The 18319-nt window shown below is 66.7% G+C and carries 13 protein-coding genes; 4 read left to right on the top strand and 9 right to left on the bottom strand.

What is annotated here, in order from left to right:
• Positions 1–68: 68 nt before the first annotated feature.
• Positions 69–1844: a lipid A export permease/ATP-binding protein MsbA gene (gene msbA, locus V6V88_RS08430; RefSeq protein WP_056320209.1), complete on the bottom strand. Its 1776-nt coding sequence runs from the start codon at positions 1842–1844 to the stop codon at positions 69–71.
• A 103-nt stretch (positions 1845–1947) separates the two neighbouring features.
• On the opposite strand from msbA, the gene V6V88_RS08425 reads away from it, so the two are divergent.
• From V6V88_RS08425 to V6V88_RS08415, 3 genes are read left to right on the top strand one after another with little or no spacing between them, the layout of a single operon-like run.
• Complete coding sequence (locus V6V88_RS08425; protein ID WP_338618797.1) at positions 1948–2919, top strand: glycosyltransferase family 9 protein; 972 nt, start codon at positions 1948–1950, stop codon at positions 2917–2919.
• 16 nt (positions 2920–2935) lie between these two features.
• Entirely contained in the window at positions 2936–3700 is a 765-nt protein-coding gene (locus tag V6V88_RS08420; RefSeq protein WP_338618796.1) for a YdcF family protein, read from the top strand.
• The gene (locus V6V88_RS08415; protein WP_223574874.1) at positions 3697–3978 is read left to right on the top strand and encodes a YkgJ family cysteine cluster protein; all 282 of its coding nucleotides are present in this window, start codon (positions 3697–3699) and stop codon (positions 3976–3978) included. The genes V6V88_RS08420 and V6V88_RS08415 overlap by 4 nt, the downstream gene beginning before the upstream one ends.
• A 23-nt stretch (positions 3979–4001) precedes the next feature.
• Here the strand turns inward: V6V88_RS08415 and V6V88_RS08410 are convergent, their stop codons facing one another.
• Genes V6V88_RS08410 through dnaE form a run of 7 tightly spaced genes read right to left on the bottom strand, consistent with a single transcriptional unit; the run spans position 4002 to position 13184 of the window.
• On the bottom strand, positions 4002–5150 hold the full coding sequence (locus tag V6V88_RS08410) for a glycosyltransferase family 4 protein (protein ID WP_223574872.1): 1149 nt from the start codon (positions 5148–5150) through the stop codon (positions 4002–4004).
• Positions 5125–5850 (bottom strand): polysaccharide deacetylase family protein, encoded by a 726-nt coding sequence (locus V6V88_RS08405; RefSeq protein WP_223574870.1) that lies wholly within the window; start codon positions 5848–5850, stop codon positions 5125–5127. The genes V6V88_RS08410 and V6V88_RS08405 overlap by 26 nt, the downstream gene beginning before the upstream one ends.
• Before the next feature lie 18 nt (positions 5851–5868).
• Positions 5869–6984 carry a glycosyltransferase gene (locus tag V6V88_RS08400; protein ID WP_338618795.1) on the bottom strand — a complete coding sequence of 372 codons (1116 nt, stop codon included), beginning with the start codon at positions 6982–6984 and terminating at the stop codon, positions 5869–5871.
• Entirely contained in the window at positions 6981–7733 is a 753-nt protein-coding gene (locus tag V6V88_RS08395; protein WP_223574866.1) for a glycosyltransferase family 2 protein, read from the bottom strand. The genes V6V88_RS08400 and V6V88_RS08395 overlap by 4 nt, the downstream gene beginning before the upstream one ends.
• On the bottom strand, positions 7730–8578 hold the full coding sequence (locus V6V88_RS08390; RefSeq protein WP_280003675.1) for a polysaccharide deacetylase family protein: 849 nt from the start codon (positions 8576–8578) through the stop codon (positions 7730–7732). The genes V6V88_RS08395 and V6V88_RS08390 overlap by 4 nt, the downstream gene beginning before the upstream one ends.
• On the bottom strand, positions 8575–9690 hold the full coding sequence (locus V6V88_RS08385; RefSeq protein ID WP_280003691.1) for a glycosyltransferase family 4 protein: 1116 nt from the start codon (positions 9688–9690) through the stop codon (positions 8575–8577). The genes V6V88_RS08390 and V6V88_RS08385 overlap by 4 nt, the downstream gene beginning before the upstream one ends.
• A 2-nt stretch (positions 9691–9692) precedes the next feature.
• Positions 9693–13184, bottom strand: a complete 3492-nt coding sequence (gene dnaE / locus V6V88_RS08380; RefSeq protein ID WP_062838409.1) for a DNA polymerase III subunit alpha — start codon at positions 13182–13184, stop codon at positions 9693–9695.
• A 152-nt stretch (positions 13185–13336) separates the two neighbouring features.
• Here dnaE and lpxO point away from each other — a divergent pair, with 152 nt between their 5' ends.
• Positions 13337–14236: a lipid A hydroxylase LpxO gene (gene lpxO, locus V6V88_RS08375; protein ID WP_062838410.1), complete on the top strand. Its 900-nt coding sequence runs from the start codon at positions 13337–13339 to the stop codon at positions 14234–14236.
• A gap of 99 nt (positions 14237–14335) precedes the next feature.
• Here lpxO and hrpA read toward each other — a convergent pair whose 3' ends face one another.
• On the bottom strand, positions 14336–18316 hold the full coding sequence (hrpA, locus tag V6V88_RS08370; protein ID WP_338618790.1) for an ATP-dependent RNA helicase HrpA: 3981 nt from the start codon (positions 18314–18316) through the stop codon (positions 14336–14338).
• Between the last annotated feature and the right edge of the window lie 3 nt (positions 18317–18319).

Below are 18319 nucleotides of genomic sequence, written 5' to 3'. Positions count from 1 at the left end.
ACAGGAACTTCGGCAATGAAAAGCCGCCCCGAGGGGCGGCTGCTGGGGAAAGACGTGACCGGTTTGGCTCAGTCTTCCCGGAACTGCATCTTGTAGAGGGATGCGTACAGGCCGTCGGCCGCCAGCAGTTCCGCGTGCGGACCCTGTTCGACGATCTTGCCGGCGTCCAGGACGATGATGCGGTCGGCGTTCTGGACGGTGGACAGGCGGTGCGCGATGACCAGCGTGGTGCGCCCCTTCATCAGGCGTTCCAGGGAGGCCTGCACCTGGCGTTCGGATTCGTTATCGAGCGCCGAAGTCGCTTCGTCCAGGATCAGGATGGGCGCGTTCTTGATGAGCGCGCGCGCGATGGCCAGACGCTGGCGCTGGCCGCCGGACAGGCGGGCGGCGTTCTCGCCCACGGGCGTGTTGATGCCTTGCGGCAGGCCTTCGACAAAGTCGAGCAGGTTGGCGGCGGCCAGCGCATCGCGCACCTTTTGCTCGCTGGACTTGCCCAATGCGCCGTAGCCGACGTTGGCGGCGATCGTGTCGTCGAACAGCACGACGTCCTGGCTGACCAGCGACAGGTGCGAGCGCAGGCTGCGCAGCGTGAGTTCATCGATGGGCACGTCGTCCACGAGGATCTGGCCGCTGTCGGCCAGCACGAAGCGGGGCAGCATGTTGACCAGCGTGGTCTTGCCGCTGCCCGAGCGGCCCACGAGGGCGACGGTCTGACCGGGTTCGACCACGAAGGAAATGTCATTGACCGTGTCGCGGTCGGCGTCGGGGAAGCGATGCGACACGCTGCGGAACTCGACCTTGCCGCGCACGGGCTCGGGCAATTCCTTGGTGCCGGTGTCGTTTTCCGGGATCTGGTCGATCAGGGTGAACACGCTTTCGGCCGAGACCAGCATCTTTTGCAGGCGGGCGGCCACGTTGGTCAGGCGCTTGATGGGGTCGAAGATCTGGGCCAGCGCGGCCATGAACGACGCGAAGCTGCCCACGGTGAGCGAGCCGCTGTTGGCCTGGCTGAGCGCCACGGCGATGACCGCGCCCACGGAAATCGAGATGCAGACCTGGGTCAAGGGCGTCAGCGCCGCATCGGCCGTGGCCGTGCGCATGGCAAAGCGGCGCAGGCGGCGGCTGACGAAATCGAAGCGGCCGCGTTCGACCTCGTAGCCGTCGAACAGCTTGATGACGCGCTGGCCGTCGATGCCTTCGCCGACCACACGGGTCAACTCGGCGTTCATGTTGACGGTTTCGCGGTTGATGCGGCGCAGGCGCTTGATGAAAAAGCGCGAGATCAGGACCGAGACCGGCAGCATGACCAGGATGATCAGCGTCAGCACCCACGACATGTAGAGCAGCACGCAGATCAGCGCGATGACCACCAGGGTTTCGCGCACCAGCACGGTGATGACGTCGGTGGCGTAGCCGGTGACGTTGCCGGCGTCGATGGTGAAGCGGTTCAGGAGGCGCCCGGTGTCGCCGCGCTTGAAGTCGGCGTCCGGCAGGCCCAGGAGGCGCTCGAACATGTCGCGCCGCATGCCCAGCAGCACGTTGTTGGCCACCCAGGCCAGCAGGTAGTCGCTGAAGAAGTTGCAGATGCCGCGCACCAGGATCAGGCCCACGACCGCCAGCGGCAGCGCCCACACGTAATACGGCTTGGCGCCGGAGAAGCCGCCGTCCAGGAGGGGCTTCATGATGACCGCCAGTACGGGCTGCGTGGCCGCGGCGCCTGCCATCAGGAGGACGGCCGCCAGCAAGCCCTTCCAGTAGGAACCGACCCGGCTGTAGATCCGGGTCCAGAGTTCGGATTTGACGGGCTGGGAGCCCGCTGGCGCATTCCGTGCGGCAGAATTCAAAGGGATCACTCGCTTTTCATACAATTGTGCCCAGGATTGTACCGGCTGCGCGTCTGCGCGCCGTCCCCGCCCCTTAGCCCTATCCGCGCCCGTGCGCCCTTCCATGTCCGATATCAGTTGCCTGTATGTCCGCCTGCCCAACTGGGTGGGCGATGTCTGCATGAGCCTGCCCAGCCTGCGCGCCCTGGCGGCAAGCGGCCTTCCCCTCGTCCTCTGCGCCCGCCCCTGGGCCCGCGACCTGCTTGATGGCGTGGACAAACTGGATTTCGTCCCCATGCGCGGCAAGGTCGGACCGGACCGGGCGGCGGTCAGCGCGCACCGGCGCGGGCTGGGCGCGCAAGGCCGCCGCGCCCGTGGGCTACTGCTGCCGGATTCCCTGTCCAGCGCGCTGGTGTTCCGGCTGGCCGGCGTGCCGTCGGCGGGCTACCGCGACGACGGCCGCAGCTTTCTGCTGCGCTGGCCGTTCGCCAAACCCGACCAGCCGATGCACGCCGTCGAATCCTGGCATCACCTGACCCGCGAGGCCCTGATCCGCTGGAATCTGCCCAGCGGTCCCGCCCAGCCTGGCCCGACGCTGGACCTGCCGCTGACGGCGGCGCATGAACGCGCGGCCGGCGAGGCCCTGACCCAGGCCGGCCTGCAAGACCGGCCCTTCGTCCTGATCGCGCCCACCGCCACGGGCCTGCACAAGGGCAGGATCAAGGTGTGGCCGGGATTCGATACACTGACGCGCGCCCTGCAGGCCCGCGGCCATACCGTGGTAATGTGCCCCCCTCCGGCCGAAACCGACGAAGCCCGGCGCAATGCGCCGACCGCTCAGTTGCTGCCCCCGCTGGGATTGGGCGCCTTTGCGGCGCTGACCGCCCGGGCCGCGCTGGTGATTTGTAACGACTCCGGCGTGTCGCACGTGGCGGCGGCGGCGTCGGCGCGGCAGCTGACGCTGTTTGGCGTGACACAGCCGCAACGCACCGGCCCGTGGTCGCCGCGCGCGGTGTGCCTGGGCAGCGACCAGGCCTGGCCGTCGCAGGAAGAAGCAACGCAGCAGGCCGAGCGCCTGCTGGATGGTACGCAGTAATCAGGACAGTCTCGAAATGACCTTTTCCAGCTATCTCACGAATCTGATCATTCCCTTGAATTTGTGCATCACCCTGGTGGTCCTTGGCCTGGTGCTGGGACTGTTCCGGCTTCGCAAGACTGGCCTCGCGCTCGTTGCGGCGGGCTTGCTCTGGGCGCTGGCCTGGTCGTTGCCGGCGACGTCGCTGTGGGCGGGCGGCGCGCTGGAGAACCGCTATCCGCACAAGCCCGCCGCCGAGATGCCGACGGCCGACGCGATCGTGGTGCTGGGCGGCAATACCGCCAACGGCCGCGCCAATTGGTTCCTGCCCTATGACAAGGACACGGCCATCGTGCGCGTGGACGCCGCGGCCCAGCTGTATCTGGCCGGCCGCGCGCCCAAGGTGCTGCTGTCGGGCGGCGCGCTGGAAGGCGATGTCAGCGAAGCGCGCGGCATGGCGCATGCGATCCGCCAGCAGGGCGTTCCGGAGTCGGCCCTGATCCTGGAAAACGCCAGCCGCACCACCTATGAAAACGCCACGCTCACCGAGGACCAGCTCAAGGCGCGCGGCATCGGCAAGGTGCTGCTGGTCACGTCCGCCTTGCACATGCCCCGCGCCATGGCGGCTTTTTCCAAGCAAGGCGTGGAAGTGATTGCCGCCCCCGCGCCGCCGCAGATCGTGGAGCCGGCCGACGGGTCGCTGTCGTTGTGGCTGCCCGATGAACGCACGTTCGACGCCAGCCGTTCGATCGTGAAGGAATACGCGGGTCTCTTTGTGTACTGGTTGCGCGGATGGGTATGAGCCTGACCGGCGCGGCGCCAGCGTGCCGCTCGGGATGCGGCGCCTGCTGCATCGCGCCGTCGATCACGCGGCCCATTCCGGGGATGCCGCAGGGCAAGCCCGCGGGCGTGCCCTGTGTTCAGTTGCTGCCGGACATGCGGTGCGCGATCTTTGGTGATCCTTCCCGCCCGGACTTCTGCGGGGGACTGCAGCCCCAGCACGAGATGTGCGGTTCCGACCGCGAACACGCCATCCGCTGGCTGGCCGACCTGGAAAGGGCAACCGCGCCCTGCCATTGAAAACGGGGCTTGACGCCCCGTTTTCAATGGCGCTCCAGCAGCACCTGTTCGTACAGGGCCTCGTAGCGCGAGGCCACGGTTTCCCAGCTTTGGTCGCGGGCGATTTCCAGGCCGCGTGACGTCAGCGCCGCGCGCAGCTGCGGATCCGAACCCAGGCTTTCCAGCGCCTGCGCCAATTGGGCGCCATCGCGCGGGTCCTGCAGGATGAGCGCATCCGTTCCCGCCGTGAGGTATTGCGCAAAGCCGCAATAGACCGGCGAACTGACGATGACCGGCAGACCGTGCGACATGGCTTCCAGCGGCGCCATGCCGTAGCTGTCGTTCAGGGTCGGGTGCGTGTAGATGTCGGCCGCATTGAAATACTGGGCGACGTCCGGGGTGGGATCGACCAGCGTGACGCGGCGGGCGACGTCTCCGGCGGCGCGAACGCGCTCGCGCGTGGGCTCGTCGGCGCCGACCACCAGCAGCCGGTAGCGCGGCGGCAAGAGCGCCAGCGCGTCCAGCAAGGCGGGCAGGCCCTTGCGCAGCGGATTGCGCGCCACCAGCAGACAGCCGATCGTGTCCGCGTCCCAGCCCAGCCGCGCGCGCGTGGCCTGGCGGCCCCCGTTACGGTCGGGCGCGGGCAGCTTGACGCCCGGGGCGATGATGTCGACCGCAAGTTCTTCGCCGTAGCTGCGGTGCAGCTGGTCCATGATGAGGCCCGATACCGCCACCACGCGGCGCTGGGGCGTCTTGCGCACGCGCAGCTTTTCCAGCATCAGGTAGGTAGCCAGCCGCGGGCTGAGCCAGGCCGTCAGGCGCTGCAGCGGCGTGACCCGGGTGATGCGGTTGTAGCGGACCGGCGTCACGTGCATGACCTGGATTTCGCCCGCCCAGCCGTTCATGTGCGAATGGACGATGTCGAAGCGGCCGCGGGTGAGGCGGTCGGCGCGCCAGGCGAAATACAGCACCCGCGTCCAGCTGGGCAGCCAGCCGGGAAAACGCACGGGCAGGTATTCGAATGGCAGGTCGCTGTCGAAATCGCGGGCGACCACGGAGATGTCGTGGCGCTTGCCGAGGACACGCATCAACTCGACGCCATAGGCCTCGGCCCCCCCGAAACGGTTGCCGAAGCGATCAACCAACAGCGCGATGCGAAGCCGGCGTTCAGGAGCGCCGGCGGCTGTCTTCATACCGGGTGAGGCACTTCTGGAGGAATCGGACGATGTTGGTCGAGCGCGCCACGGTAACGCGCGGCAGTCCGAAGGGATCGTCGGACGCCGCCGCCAGGCCGCGCCTGGTGAGCGTGGCGTTCTCGTAACCGGCCTCGCGCGCCATGGCCTGATGCTCGGGGCCATGGTCGCCATAGGGATAACAGAACGCGGTGACGGGCGCGCCCAGCGCCTGTTCGAGCTCGTCCTTGGACTGGACGATCTGGCGCCGCGCTTCTTCGGCAGGCAGCTCGGGCAGGTGGACGTGATCCAGCGTGTGCGAGCCGACCTCGTTGCCGGCCTGCGCCCATTCCCGCATTTCCTGGACGGTCATCAGCGGCGCAAACGGGATCCCCTTTTCGAGGTCCCACACGTTGCCGCCGTCGAACTGCCGGGCCACGAAATAGTTGGTGGCGGTGAATCCCAGTTCGCTCAGTACCGGCATCGCGTTGTGATGCACATTGCGGAAACCGTCGTCGAACGTGATGCCGAAGACCTTTCCCTGGCGCTCGCCGCGGACATAAGGCATGACGTCGCGCATGGACAATCCGCGATAGCCAAGCCGGCGCATCCAGCGCATCTGGCGGGCAAAGCTATCGGGATGTACCGTCAGTCCGCGAAACGGCGTGCCCTTGGGGTTGGGCTCGCCGATCTGGTGATACATAAGGATTGGAATAGACATAGCTCGACATTATATGACTCAGCGTCCCGCGAGCGTGCGTTGGTATACATCCACTGTGGCAGCCGCGAAACGCTCCAGGTTGAAGTCGCGCAAACTGGTCTCGCGCGCTTTGTGGCCCATCAGGCGCACAGCCTCCGGGTTGTCCAGCATGAATCGCAACTTGGCGGTCATGGCCGGGATGTCGCGCGCGGGCACGATCCAGCCATCCACGCCGTCTGTTACGTTTTCGGGCAAACCGCCCGCGTCACTGACAAGCGCCGGCAGTCCCAGCGCCATGATCTCGCGGCAGGCAAACGACAACGCCTCGCGGTACGACAGCACGAATCCCGCGTGGCAGGACGCCAGCGCCGCGCGCACGTCATCGAGCAACCCGGGAAACTTCACCTGATCGATCATGCCAAGCTCGCGCACACGCGCCAGCTTGGCCTCGGAGGGCGGATCGCCCGCCACCATCAGCAAGACGCGTGCCTTGTCGGCCGGCGGCAGCGCGGCCGCGGCCGCCACCAGGTCCAGCCAGCCCTTGTCGTAATCGGTGCCGCCCGCGCTGCCCAGCAGCAGCTTGCCTTGCCAGTCCGGGCCAAAGAAGAGTCCGCGCAGCTTGTCCAGGCTTTCGGGCGGCGGCGGGGCAAAAAAATTCGTATCGATGCCGTGCCGGATGGTCGTGATGGGGCGTTTGCGGTACGGGGACTGCTCCATCATGCCGCGGATGTAGTCGCTGACGGCGATGCCGTGATCGGTGGCCAGCGCCACCCGCAGCTTGTGCCCGAAACTGGTCAGCGGGTGATCGTTGTGCTTGGTGAACACGATGCGCGGCCGGCGCCGCATGCCCAGCGTGGCCAGCATGACCTGCTTGTGATCGGCCGAGCCGTTGGCGTGGATGATGTCGAACTGGCCGTCGGCGATCAGGCGGTGCAGCCTGGCGCGGTCCTTGAACCAGGACGAGGGGCGCGTCGTGTAGCGCATGTCCACCACGTTCACGCCGGGGATGGCCTTGGCGTAGCGGTACAGCCGGCTGGTCTCCGGCACCGCCACCGTGATCTCGTGGTCGCGGGCGAGCGCCTTGGCCAGGTTGATGATGTAGGTGACGTGCCCCCCGCCGTTGCCCGCGTGGAAGTTCGTGTAGAGGATCTTCACTTTTTGTTTTCTGCCAGGAACATCAGCTTCGAGTAACGGAAGAAGCTGCCCGCCGCCGCCGTCACGGCCAGCACGAGCCCGTGACGGCCGTCCAGGAAGCCGCGGCGGATCAGGTAGATGCGCACGAAGGTCCAGAAGCCGTGGCCCAGCGCACCGAAGACCGACGTGCGCTTGCCCTTGGCGTACATCATGGCGGCCGCGTCGGACGAATACCGGTTGACCTTGTTGATCAGCGCGTCCAGGTTGTCGTATGGATAGTGGTTGAAATAGCCGCGCAACTGCAGGGGACGGCCATTGGCGGGCACCACGCGTTCGTGCACGGCGGCATCGGTGAAGCGCGCCGTGCCGCGCTTGAAAAGCCGCAGCACGTAGTCGGGCCACCAGCCGCTATGGCGGATGTCGCGGCCGCAGAAGTTGGACAGGCGCGCGATTTCGTAGGCATCGGCCTTGGGCGCGCGCAGCACGTCCCGGATTTCCTGCGCCAGCTCGGGCGTGACGCGCTCGTCAGCATCGATCGACAGGACCCAGTCGCCCGTCGCCAGATCCAGCGCGCGGTTCTTTTGCGGACCGAAGCCGGGCCAGTCAGGGGTGACTTCGACCCGCGCGCCCAACGCCCGCGCCAATTCCACGGTGCCGTCGGTGCTGCCCGAATCCACAACGATGAACTCGTCGGCAAACGACACGGACTTCAGGCAGGCGGCAATGTTGGCCGCTTCGTTCTTGGTGATGATGATGACTGATAACTTCATCCGCGATTCCTAAGACGCTTTTTCCAGGCCTTCCAGGCGTGATAGCGCGGGCCCCAGAAGGGGTCGCGCGACAGCCAGATCCGGCGGTTCAGCCAGGACCCGCCCTGATTGCGCACCGCGAAGCGGTAGATGTGAGCGGGATCCGTGCCGGGGAGGTTCTGGCCGAAAGGGTCGGTAGTGTACAAGTGCCGGAAACCGGCCTGCCCGGCGGCGGCCACGTAATCGGCATCGAAATAGCCCTGCGGCCAGCAGAGGTGGTCGCTCACGCCGCCCAGCCTGCGGATCAGGGTTTCACGCGAATCCTCCAGATCCTGCGCGATGTGTTCGCGCTTGGCGTTCGTATCCGCGCCGCAGACCTTGTCCCAGCGGGTGTGCGTGTGGGTGTGGGAATGGAACTCGAAGGTGCCGGCCGCCTGCATGGCCTCGATCTCGCTCCAGCGCAGCATCGCCTCGTCGGCCCGGCCCGACGCCACGAGTTCCTTGCAGGCGTGGTGGTCGGGCGTGGGCGGCAGCGGGCCGCCATGCCCCGCATGGGGCCGCACGGGGCCGTCGCCGATCCAGCCGGTGATGGTAAACAACACCGCGCGCATGCCATGACGGGCGAGGACGGGATGCGCGTGCACCCAGTTGTTCAGGTAGCCGTCGTCGAACGTGATGAGCACGGCGCGTTCGGGTACAGGGGCGCCGGCCAGATAGGCGGCAAACTGTGCCGTGGTGAGCGACTGGTAGCCGGCGCGGGCCAGGCGCGAGATCTGCGCCTCGAAGACGTCAGGCGTTGCGGCAATCATGCCGCCGGCCGGCGTGACGTGGTGGTACATCAGCACCGGCACATTGGGCGCATTCATGGGCGGCGCTCCGCCGGGCGGCGCTCCGCCAGCCAGCGCAGGTAGATGGCTTCCGTGGTTTCCGCCAGGCGGGCGGGCGAAAACACGCCCTCTTCCCAGACCATCTTGCGGCCAGCCTCGCCCATCGTGCGGCGCAGGGCCGGGTCGTCGATCAGGCGCGCCAGCGCGGCGGTCAATGCGGCCGGGTCCTTGGGCGGGACCAGAAAGCCGGTCACGCCGTCGCGGAACATTTCGGACACGCCGCCCACGTTCGTGCCGATGACGGGCAGGCCGCTGGCCTGCGCTTCGACAAACACCGTGCCGGACGCTTCCTGCTGCGTGGCCAAGGCAAAGAGATCGAATCCCGCCAGCAGATTGGGCACGTCGCGCCGCGTGCCCATCAGATGGATGCGGTCCTGCAGTCCGCGCTCGGCGACGTACGCCTGGGTCTGCTCGAAGACCGGCGATCCGGCGCCGACGAACACCAGATGCAGCTTCGGGCGCGTGGCCATCAGCGGCGCGATTGCGTCGATCAGGTCCTTGTGGCCCTTGGTGGCGCGCATGACGGCCACGCAGCCCACCACGACGTCGTCGTCGGCCAGGCCAAGTTCTCCGCGCAGGGTGGAGCGCTCGACCGGCGCGGGCAGCACGATGGGCGAATACACCGTCGCGATCTTTTCGGGCGGGACGCCGCGGGTGATGAGGTACTTGCGCACGTGGTCGCTGACGGCCGTGACGCGGTGCGGCAGGACGGTGTACGACCACATCGACCCGACCGGATTGGACAGGTGGCGGGTGCGCACGATGAGCGGCGTGCCGGCCATGCGGCCGGCCAGGGCCGCGATGACCGTGTCGCGCCGGCTGTGGGTATTGAGCACGTCAAAGCGTCCGGCCTTCAGGATCTTGCGGACCGCGGCCACACCCTTCAGGTAGTTCACCGGCCCGGCCATGTCCACGGCGTGCACCGTGAAACCGGCATCGCGCAGCCGTTCCGTCAGCTGCGCGCGCGGCTGGCAGATCGCCTCGAGGTGATGCCCACGCGCACGCATGGCGTGCATTTCCTTGAAGATACGTCCTTCCTGTCCGCCGAAACTGGTGGCGGCTTCCGAATGCACAATACGCAGGCTGGGCATCATTAGTAGGTGACCTCCACGCCATCAGGCTTGGTCCAGTCGTTCAGGTTGGCCAGCAGCGTGTCGGCCATGCGCACGCGCCATTCCTCCCCAAGCCGGACCGTGCACAGGAAATTGTTCTTCGTGTAGACGATATCGACCGGCACCCCCGGAATGCCATTCTCGGGTTCGGCGCGGAAGGGATTGAGCATCTGACGCAGGCGGGCCGCGTCGGCAGTGCCGTTGAGCTTGACGCGCAGGGACTTGGCGCGCGCCTCGCGCGCCAGTTGCAGGTCGTAGAGCTGCTCGGCGACGATGCGCATGCCGCCGGAATAGTCGTCGTTGCTGACCTTGCCCTGCACGATGACGAGCTGGTCTTCGCGCAGCCGGTTGCGATGCTTCTCGTAAAGTTCGTTGAAGACCGAGATCTCGACCTGCGCCGTGCCGTCGTCCAGCACGGCAAAGACCATCTTGCCGCGGCGGGTCATCATGACGCGCACGCTGGCCAGCACGCCGCACATCCATTGCAGGTCGCGCTGAGGCTCCACCCGCGCAAGCTGCATCGGCACGATGCGGCGCACTTCGTCGCGCCACGCATCGAACAGGTGGCCGCTGTAGTAATAGCCCAGCGCGGATTTTTCTTCGGTCAGCTTCTTGTGCAGGTCCCAGGGCGCGACCTTGGCCAGTTCGCCGGCGACCACGTCGCCGCTGTCGTCGCCAAAGAGCGAAGCCTGGTTGGCGCTGCGCGCGGCCTGCTCGGCCGCTTCCATGGCGGTGGGGACCGAGGCCAGCATGGCGGCGCGGTTGGGCTCGATGGTGTCGAACGCGCCAGCCTTGATCAGCGCTTCGATGGTGCGGCGGTTGACGGCCTGCTTGCTGACGCGGCGGCAGAAGTCGAACAGGTTCAGGAACGGGCCGCCTTCCTTGCGCGCGCGCAGGATGTCTTCGACCGCGCCCTGCCCCGTGCCCTTGACGGCGCCCAGGCCGTAACGCATCGTGCGCGGCGGCTTGCCTTTTTCGGTGTGCTTGTCGGCGACGGGCTCGAACCGGTAGCCCGAGTGGTTGACGTCGGGCGGCAGCACCTCGACGCCGTTGTCCTGGGCGTCGCGGCAGAAGATCTGGACCTTGTCGGTGTCGTCCATGTCGGAGGACATGGTGGCGGCCAGGAACTCGGTCGGGTGGTAGGCCTTCAGCCAGGCGGTCTGGTAGGAGATCAGCGCGTACGCGGCCGAGTGCGACTTGTTGAAGCCGTAGCCGGCGAACTTCTCCATCAGGTCGAAAAGCTTGACCGCCAGGTCGGGATCGTGGCCCTTTTCCTTGGCGCCCTGTTCGAAGAGCTCGCGGTGCTTGGCCATTTCCTCGGGCTTTTTCTTGCCCATGGCCCGGCGCAGCAGGTCGGCGCCGCCCAGCGAGTAGCCCCCGATGATCTGCGAGATCAGCATCACCTGTTCCTGGTAGACGATGACCCCGTAGGTGCTCTTCAGGGTGGCTTCCAGGTCCGGGTGGAAATAATCGACGGCCGCGCGCCCGTGCTTGCGGTTCACGAAGTCGTCCACCATGCCCGATTCCAGCGGCCCCGGACGATACAGAGCCAGCATGGCGATGATGTCTTCGAACGTGTTGGGCCGCAGCTTCTTGAGCAGCTCTTTCATGCCGCGCGATTCAAGCTGGAACACCGCGGTGGTGTTGGCATCGCACAGGATCTTGTAGGCCGCCGGATCGTCCAGGGCCAACGCCATGACGTCGAAGTCGCGCTTTTCGGCGTTGAACTGGCGCACGTAGCGCACGGCCCAGTCCAGAATCGTCAGGTTGCGCAGCCCCAGGAAGTCGAACTTCACCAGGCCGGCGGCCTCCACGTCGTCCTTGTCGAACTGCGAGACCGCGCTGTTCTCCTGCCCCGGCTGGCAGTACAGCGGGCAGAAGTCGGTGAGCTTGCCGGGCGCAATCAGCACCCCGCCCGCGTGCATGCCGATGTTGCGGGTCAGGCCTTCAAGCGGCTTGGCCAGGTCGACCAGCGAGCGGACTTCTTCTTCCTGCTCGTAGCGGTCCTTGAAGGCGGGCTCGTCCTTGAGCGTGCGCTCCAGCGTCCAGGGATCCATCGGGTTGAACGGGATCAGCTTGGACAGGCCATCGCAGAACATGTAGGGCATGTCCAGCACGCGGCCCGCGTCGCGCACCACGGCCTTGGCGCCCAGCGTGCCGAAGGTCGCGATCTGGCTGACGGCGGCCCGGCCGTATTTTTCCTTGACGTAGTCGATGACCCGTTCGCGGTTGTCCTGGCAGAAGTCGATATCGAAGTCGGGCATGGAGACCCGCTCGGGATTCAGGAAGCGCTCGAACAGCAGGTCATAGCGGATGGGATCGAGGTCGGTGATGCCCAGCGCGTAGGCGACCAGCGAACCGGCGCCGGAACCCCGGCCCGGTCCAACCGGCACGCCGTTGTTCTTACCCCAGTTGATGAAGTCCTGCACGATCAGGAAGTAGCCGGGAAAGCCCATCTGGATGATGGTCTTGCACTCCCAGCGCAGCCGCTCGTAATACTGCTCGCGCTTGGACTCGCGCTCGGCGGGGTCCGGAAACAGGAACTCCATGCGCTTTTCCAGGCCCTGCTCGGAGAGCTGGACCAGGTAATCGTCGAGCGTCACGCCGTCCGGCGTGGGGAAATTGGGCAGGCGCGGCTTGCCCAGCACCAGGCTCAGGTTGCAGCGCTTGGCGATTTCGACCGTATTGGCCAGCGCCGACGGCACGTCGGCGAACCGGCGCGCCATTTCCTCGGAGCTGAGCAGGTACTGCTCTTTGGAGAACCGGCGCACGCGGCGCGGGTTGGCCAGGATCTCGCCTTCGGCGATGCAGACACGGGCCTCATGGGCCTGGAATTCGAATTCATCCAGGAACTGCACGGGATGGGTGGCGACCACCGGCAGGCCGGCTTCGGCGGCCAGCCGCATGGCGGCCTGGCAGTAGCCTTCGTCGCCGTCCATGCCGGCGCGCTGCAATTCGATGTAGTAGCTGCCGGGGAACATCAGCGCCCACTGGCGGGCCAAGGCCAGCGCCGAGACGGCATTGCCGGCCTCCAGCGCCTGCCCGACGTCGCCGGCCCGTCCGCCGGACAAGGCGATGAGACCGGCCTGCCCTTGCAGCCATTCGCGGCGGATTTCCGCGCGGCCCTTGCCCTGGTTCGTCAGGAAGGCCTTGGACAGCAGTTCGCAGAGATTCAGGTAGCCCTGGTGGTTGCGTACCAGCAACAGCAGGCGAAATGGCTTGGCGGGGTCTTCGTCGTTGGAGATCCAGACATCGCAGCCGGCAATGGGCTTGACCCCCGCGCCGCGCGCGCCCTTGTAGAACTTGATCAGTCCGAACAGGTTCGACAGATCGGTCAGGGCGACGGCGGGCTGGCCCAGCTTGGCCACACGCTTGATGAGGTCGGGAATACGCACCGTGCCGTCCACGACCGAAAACTCGGAGTGAACGCGCAGGTGAACAAATGGGGTCGGGGTCGTTACGGCTTCGGACATGGCGGAATTGTACCCAGCGGCCGACCTCCAGAGGGCAATCCTTTGAATCAGAATCCGGCAGGCCGCGCGCCCTGCCGGCTGATTGGCGTCGCCCGCTTGTGGGACAATACCGCCCTATAACGCACCACCCCGTAGCACGACGAGATCTACCTATGAAATGGTTAATACCCGGGATCTGGCTTGCCGCCATCCTGTTCGCGCACTTCCGCGGCCGCGTCAAGCTGCCGCTGGGCCGGCAGCTGCTGGACCACTCGGTGCTGCTGGCGCCGATCAACGCGTTTATGGTCCTGACGTCGCGGGTGCCCACCACCCCCTACCTGACCACCAGCGAAATCGCCGAACTGAAGGTACTGGACGACAACTGGGAAACGATCCGCGAGGAAGCCATGCAGATGGCCGAGCTTCGCCGGATCAAGGCAGCCGACACCCATAACGACATCGGCTTCAACTCGTTCTTCAAGTACGGCTGGAAGCGCTTCTACCTGAAGTGGTACGACGCCCGCCACCCGTCGGCCGAAGAACTTTGCCCCAAAACTGTCGCCATCCTGAAAGGCCTGCCCAAGGTCAAGGCCGCCATGTTTGCCGAACTGCCCCCGGGCGGCCAACTGAATCCGCACCGCGACCCGTTCGCCGGGTCGCTGCGCTATCACCTGGGCCTGGCCACGCCCAACGACGATGGCTGCCACATCATCGTGGACGGCGAACACTACAGCTGGCGCGATGGCGAAAGCGTGGTGTTCGACGAAACCTACGTGCACGAGGCCTACAACAAGACGGACCAGAACCGGATCATCCTGTTCTGCGACGTCGAACGCCCGCTGAAGTGGCGCTGGGCCGAGGCCTTCAACCGCTGGTTCGGCCGCAAGGTCATGTCCGCGGCCAGCTCGCCCAACGACGGCGGCGACCAGACCGGCGCCATCAACAAGCTGACCCACGCGCACTGGGTGATCGACCAGAAGCGCAAGGCGTTCAAGAAGTGGAACCGCACGGCGTACAAGGCCACGAAGTTCGGGCTGATCGCTTTGGTGGTCGTCGGGTTTCTGGCGCTGTAAACCCGCATGCGCACCGGTGTCTGACACCCGGGCGGGCCCCTGGCAGGCGGGGCGCCGGCTCAAGGGTGTCAGACACCTAGGCTAGCGATGCCGCGCCGGTCAGCGCTGCAGGGACTCCCAGCTTTTCATCAGGCGTTTCACCGACACGGGCATCGGCGTGCGCAGCTCTTGCGCAAAAAGCGCCACGCGCAATTCCTCGAGCAGCCAGCGGAACTCGTCCAGCCGGGGATCGGGCGCGCCCTTGAGCGCCGACCGCGCCCGCTGGTACTGCGTGACCAGCGGCGCCATTTCCGCCACCAGCTTTGCATCCCGCGCGGGATCGGCGCGCAGCTTGTCAATGCGCGCCACCGCCGCCTTCAGGTATCGCGGAAAGTGCGACAACTGCGCGTACGGGGTGTCGCGGATGAACCATTTGGGCATCAGCGCACCAAGCTGCTGCTGCAGGTCTGCGTAGGCCGCCGCATGCGGCTTGGCCTGCGGCAGCTTGCGCTGCAGCGCTGCGTATTCCGTCAGCACCGCACCCGCCAGCCGCGCGACTTCCTGGGCCAAGAGGCCCAGCCGGCCCTTGCCCTCGGCGCGGCGCGCTTCGAACTGCTGTTCGTTCACCGGCCACGGTTCGGCCAGGCAGGCCTGCCCCAGCGCGCAGTCGATGATCTGGTCGCGCAGTTCTTCCTGCGTGCCCAGCGTCATGTACAGCATGCTGATCTTGGTGAGATCAGTCAGGTTCTTTTCCAGGAACTTGACCTGTTCGCGCAGGCCCAGCCGGAAGAGCTTGAGCAGACCCGCGCGATGGTGCTTGCGCGCCTCGTCCGGATCGTCGAAGACGTCCAGGTCGCAATGCGCGCCGCGGTCCACCAGCGCCGGATAGCCGATGACGGACTGGCCCCGGCGCTTGATCTCCATAATCTCGGGCAAGGGGCCGAATGACCAGGAAGTCAGGTTTTCGTGCGCCAGCGCCTGCGCGACCTGGGTGTCGCTGGCCGCCAGCTGCTGGAAGGTGGCCTGGGCCTGCTTGCCGAACTCGGCCCGCAGTTGCGCCAGGTTGCGTCCGGCGGCCAGCATGCGGCCGTGCTCGTCCACGACGCGGAAGTTCATGAACAGATGCGCAGGCAAGGTCTCGAGCTTGAAGTCGCCCACGGCCGGACGCACCTGCACCTGATCCCACATGTCGGCGATGATCGCGTCCACCAGCCCCTGCTGCGGATCGGCCTGGCGGTCGAACCAGCGGTCGTAGAAGCCGGCGGCGTAGTCGGGCAGCGGCACGCAATGGCGGCGCAGCTTCTGCGGCAACGACTTGAGCAGCAGGTGCACCTTTTCCTTCAGCATCCCGGGCACCAGCCACTCGCAGCGCGCGGGATCGATCTGGTTCAGCGCGAAAAGCGGCACCGACAGCGTGACGCCGTCTCGCGGCGAGCCGGGTTCGAAGTGGTAGTCCAGCGCCATCGACACGCCCTGCCACTCCACCTTCTTGGGGAAGACATCGGTCGTGACGCCGGCGGCCTCGTGGCGCATCAGCTCGTCGCGCGTCAGCATCAGCTTGGCCGCGGCCGCCTTGTCCAGGCCGCTTACCCACTTTTCCAGCGACGCGGTCTGCGAAATGTCGGCGGGTAGTTGCCGGTCGTAAAACGCGTAGATGAGTTCGTCGTCGACCAGGATGTCCGGCCGGCGAGTCTGGTGTTCCAGCTTTTCGATGCCCGCGATGAGCTTGCGGTTGTGCGCGACGAATGGCAGGCGCGTGTCGATTTCGCCCGGCACCAGCGCCTGGCGGATGAAGAGTTCGCGCGCATGCGTGGGGTTCACGCGGCCGTAGTGAATGCGCCGGCCGGTGTAGATGGCCAGGCCATACAGCGTGGCGCGCTCGTTGGCCACCACCTGCCCGGCCTTCTTTTCCCAGCGCGGGTCGGACCAGTTCTTGCGGATCAGGTGCGCGCCGACCTTCTCCAGCCACACCGGATCGATGCGCGCCACGCAGCGCGCATACAGGCGGGTGGTCTCGACCAGTTCGGCCGCCATGATCCAGCGGCCGGCCTTCTTGGCCAGACGCGAACCCGGATGGATGTGGAAGCGGATATCGCGCGCGCCCAGGTAGCTGCCGCCGTCGTCGCTCTTGAAGCCGATGTTGCCCAGCAGGCCGGACAGGAGCGCCATGTGCAGCTGTTCATACGTGGCTTCGGACTGGTTGACGCGCCAGCCCTGCTCGCCCACCAGCGCCGCAAGCTGCGTGTGCACGTCGTGCCATTCGCGCAGGCGGATCGGCGACAGGAAGTTCTGCCGCAAGAGGCCCACCAGCTTGCGCTGCGAGGCCTTGTGCTGCACCTGCTCGCCATACCAGCGCCACAGCTTCAGGAACGAGACGAACTCGGATTTGTCGTCGCCGAACTTGGCGTGCGCGGCCTCGGCGGCCTCGCGCTCCTGCATGGGGCGGTCTCGCGGATCCTGCACGGACAACGCCGAGGCGATGATCAGCATCTCGGCCAGGCATTGGTGTTCGCGCGCGGCCAGGATCATCCGGCCGATGCGCGGGTCCACGGGCAGCTTGGCCAGTTCATCGCCGGTGCGGGTCAGAACAAAAGACGCGCCCGTGCGCCCGTCGTCCGCATCATCGTCGGACGCCGACGCCAGCTCGATGGCGCCCAGTTCCTGCAAGAGGTGGTAGCCGTCGGCCACCGCCCGTCCCGGCGGCGCCTCGACGAACGGAAACTGCTCGATGTCGTCAAGCTTGAGCGACTTCATCCGCAGAATCACCGAGGCCAGCGACGAACGCAGCACTTCGGGATCGGTGAAGGCGGCCCGGTTGTTGAAGTCCAGCTCGTCGTAGAGCCGGATGCAGACGCCCGGCCCCACCCGGCCGCATCGGCCCGCGCGCTGGTTGGCCGAGGCGCGGCTGATGGGCTCGATGCGCAACTGCTCGACCTTGTTGCGCCACGAATAGCGCTTGATGCGGGCAAGCCCGCTGTCGACCACGAAACGGATGCCGGGCACGGTCAGCGAGGTTTCGGCCACGTTGGTGGCCAGCACGATGCGCCGCGCGTTGCCGCGCGGGCGGAAGATCTGTTCCTGCTCGGCCTGCGACAGCCGCGCAAAGAGCGGCAGAACTTCGGTGCCCGCAGGATGGCGCTTGCGCAGCGCTTCGGCCGATTCGCGGATTTCGCGTTCGCCGGGCAGGAACACCAGCACGTCGCCAGGGCCATGCCGCGCGCATTCGTCGACGGCATCGACGATGGCGTCGATCAGGTCGCGCTCTTCGTCGCCCGACATGCGCTCGCGATCGCGGCCGGCCTTGTTGGGCGCGGGCGCGTTGTCGTCGGCGGCGGGCTCTTCGCGCACGGGCCGGTAGCGCACTTCGACGGGATACAGGCGGCCGGAGACTTCGATGACCGGCGCGGGCTTGTCTTCCGAGGCGGCAAAGTGCTTGGCAAAGCGCTCGGCATCGATGGTGGCCGAGGTGATGATGAGCTTGAGGTCCGGGCGCCGCGGCAGAAGCTGCTTCAGGTAGCCCAGCAGAAAATCGATGTTCAGGCTGCGCTCGTGCGCCTCGTCGATGATGATCGTGTCGTAGCGGCGCAGAAGCGGATCGCGCTGCGATTCGGCCAGCAGGATGCCGTCCGTCATCAGCTTGATGGACGCGTTGGGCCCGGTGCGGTCGTTGAACCGAACCTGGTAGCCGACAACTTCGCCCATGGGCGTGTTCAGTTCTTCGGCGATGCGCTTGGCCACCGACGTCGCCGCCAGGCGGCGCGGCTGCGTGTGGCCGATCATCTTCTGGCGGCCGCGGCCCAGTTCCAGGCAGATCTTGGGCAGCTGGGTGGTCTTGCCCGAGCCGGTCTCGCCGCTGACGATCACGACCTGATGGCCGGCGATGGCGCGCGCGATCTCCTGCCGCCGCGCGCTGACGGGCAGGTCTTCGGGATAGGTGACGGCCGGAATGGGCCGTTCGGGACGAGGTGCGGCCACGCGGCCTTCGGGCCGGGCCCGGGCGGGTTCCCGGTTGTCTTTCCGGGATTGTTCCCCGGGCTTTTCCGCGTCGCTGGCGCGCGGCGCCGGTTGCTTCGGCGCCCGCGGGCTGGAGGATTCAGGCATGTA

Source organism: Achromobacter sp. E1, assembly GCF_037039475.1.
Lineage (GTDB): Bacteria > Pseudomonadota > Gammaproteobacteria > Burkholderiales > Burkholderiaceae_B > Achromobacter > Achromobacter mucicolens.
The sequence above is the reverse complement of the archived record's forward strand: the minus strand, read 5'-3'. Positions and strand labels throughout refer to the sequence as shown.

What these genes read in the sequence shown, in the direction of transcription:
- dnaE (WP_062838409.1), bottom strand. Translation starts at nt 13,184, where the DNA reads ATGTCCGAAGCCGTAACGACCCCGACCCCATTTGTTCACCTGCGCGTT.
- lpxO (WP_062838410.1), top strand. Translation starts at nt 13,337, where the DNA reads ATGAAATGGTTAATACCCGGGATCTGGCTTGCCGCCATCCTGTTCGCG.
- hrpA (WP_338618790.1), bottom strand. Translation starts at nt 18,316, where the DNA reads ATGCCTGAATCCTCCAGCCCGCGGGCGCCGAAGCAACCGGCGCCGCGC.
- V6V88_RS08390 (WP_280003675.1), bottom strand. Translation starts at nt 8,578, where the DNA reads ATGAATGCGCCCAATGTGCCGGTGCTGATGTACCACCACGTCACGCCG.
- V6V88_RS08415 (WP_223574874.1), top strand. Translation starts at nt 3,697, where the DNA reads ATGAGCCTGACCGGCGCGGCGCCAGCGTGCCGCTCGGGATGCGGCGCC.
- V6V88_RS08405 (WP_223574870.1), bottom strand. Translation starts at nt 5,850, where the DNA reads ATGTCTATTCCAATCCTTATGTATCACCAGATCGGCGAGCCCAACCCC.
- V6V88_RS08410 (WP_223574872.1), bottom strand. Translation starts at nt 5,150, where the DNA reads ATGAAGACAGCCGCCGGCGCTCCTGAACGCCGGCTTCGCATCGCGCTG.
- V6V88_RS08425 (WP_338618797.1), top strand. Translation starts at nt 1,948, where the DNA reads ATGTCCGATATCAGTTGCCTGTATGTCCGCCTGCCCAACTGGGTGGGC.
- V6V88_RS08420 (WP_338618796.1), top strand. Translation starts at nt 2,936, where the DNA reads ATGACCTTTTCCAGCTATCTCACGAATCTGATCATTCCCTTGAATTTG.
- V6V88_RS08385 (WP_280003691.1), bottom strand. Translation starts at nt 9,690, where the DNA reads ATGCCCAGCCTGCGTATTGTGCATTCGGAAGCCGCCACCAGTTTCGGC.
- V6V88_RS08395 (WP_223574866.1), bottom strand. Translation starts at nt 7,733, where the DNA reads ATGAAGTTATCAGTCATCATCATCACCAAGAACGAAGCGGCCAACATT.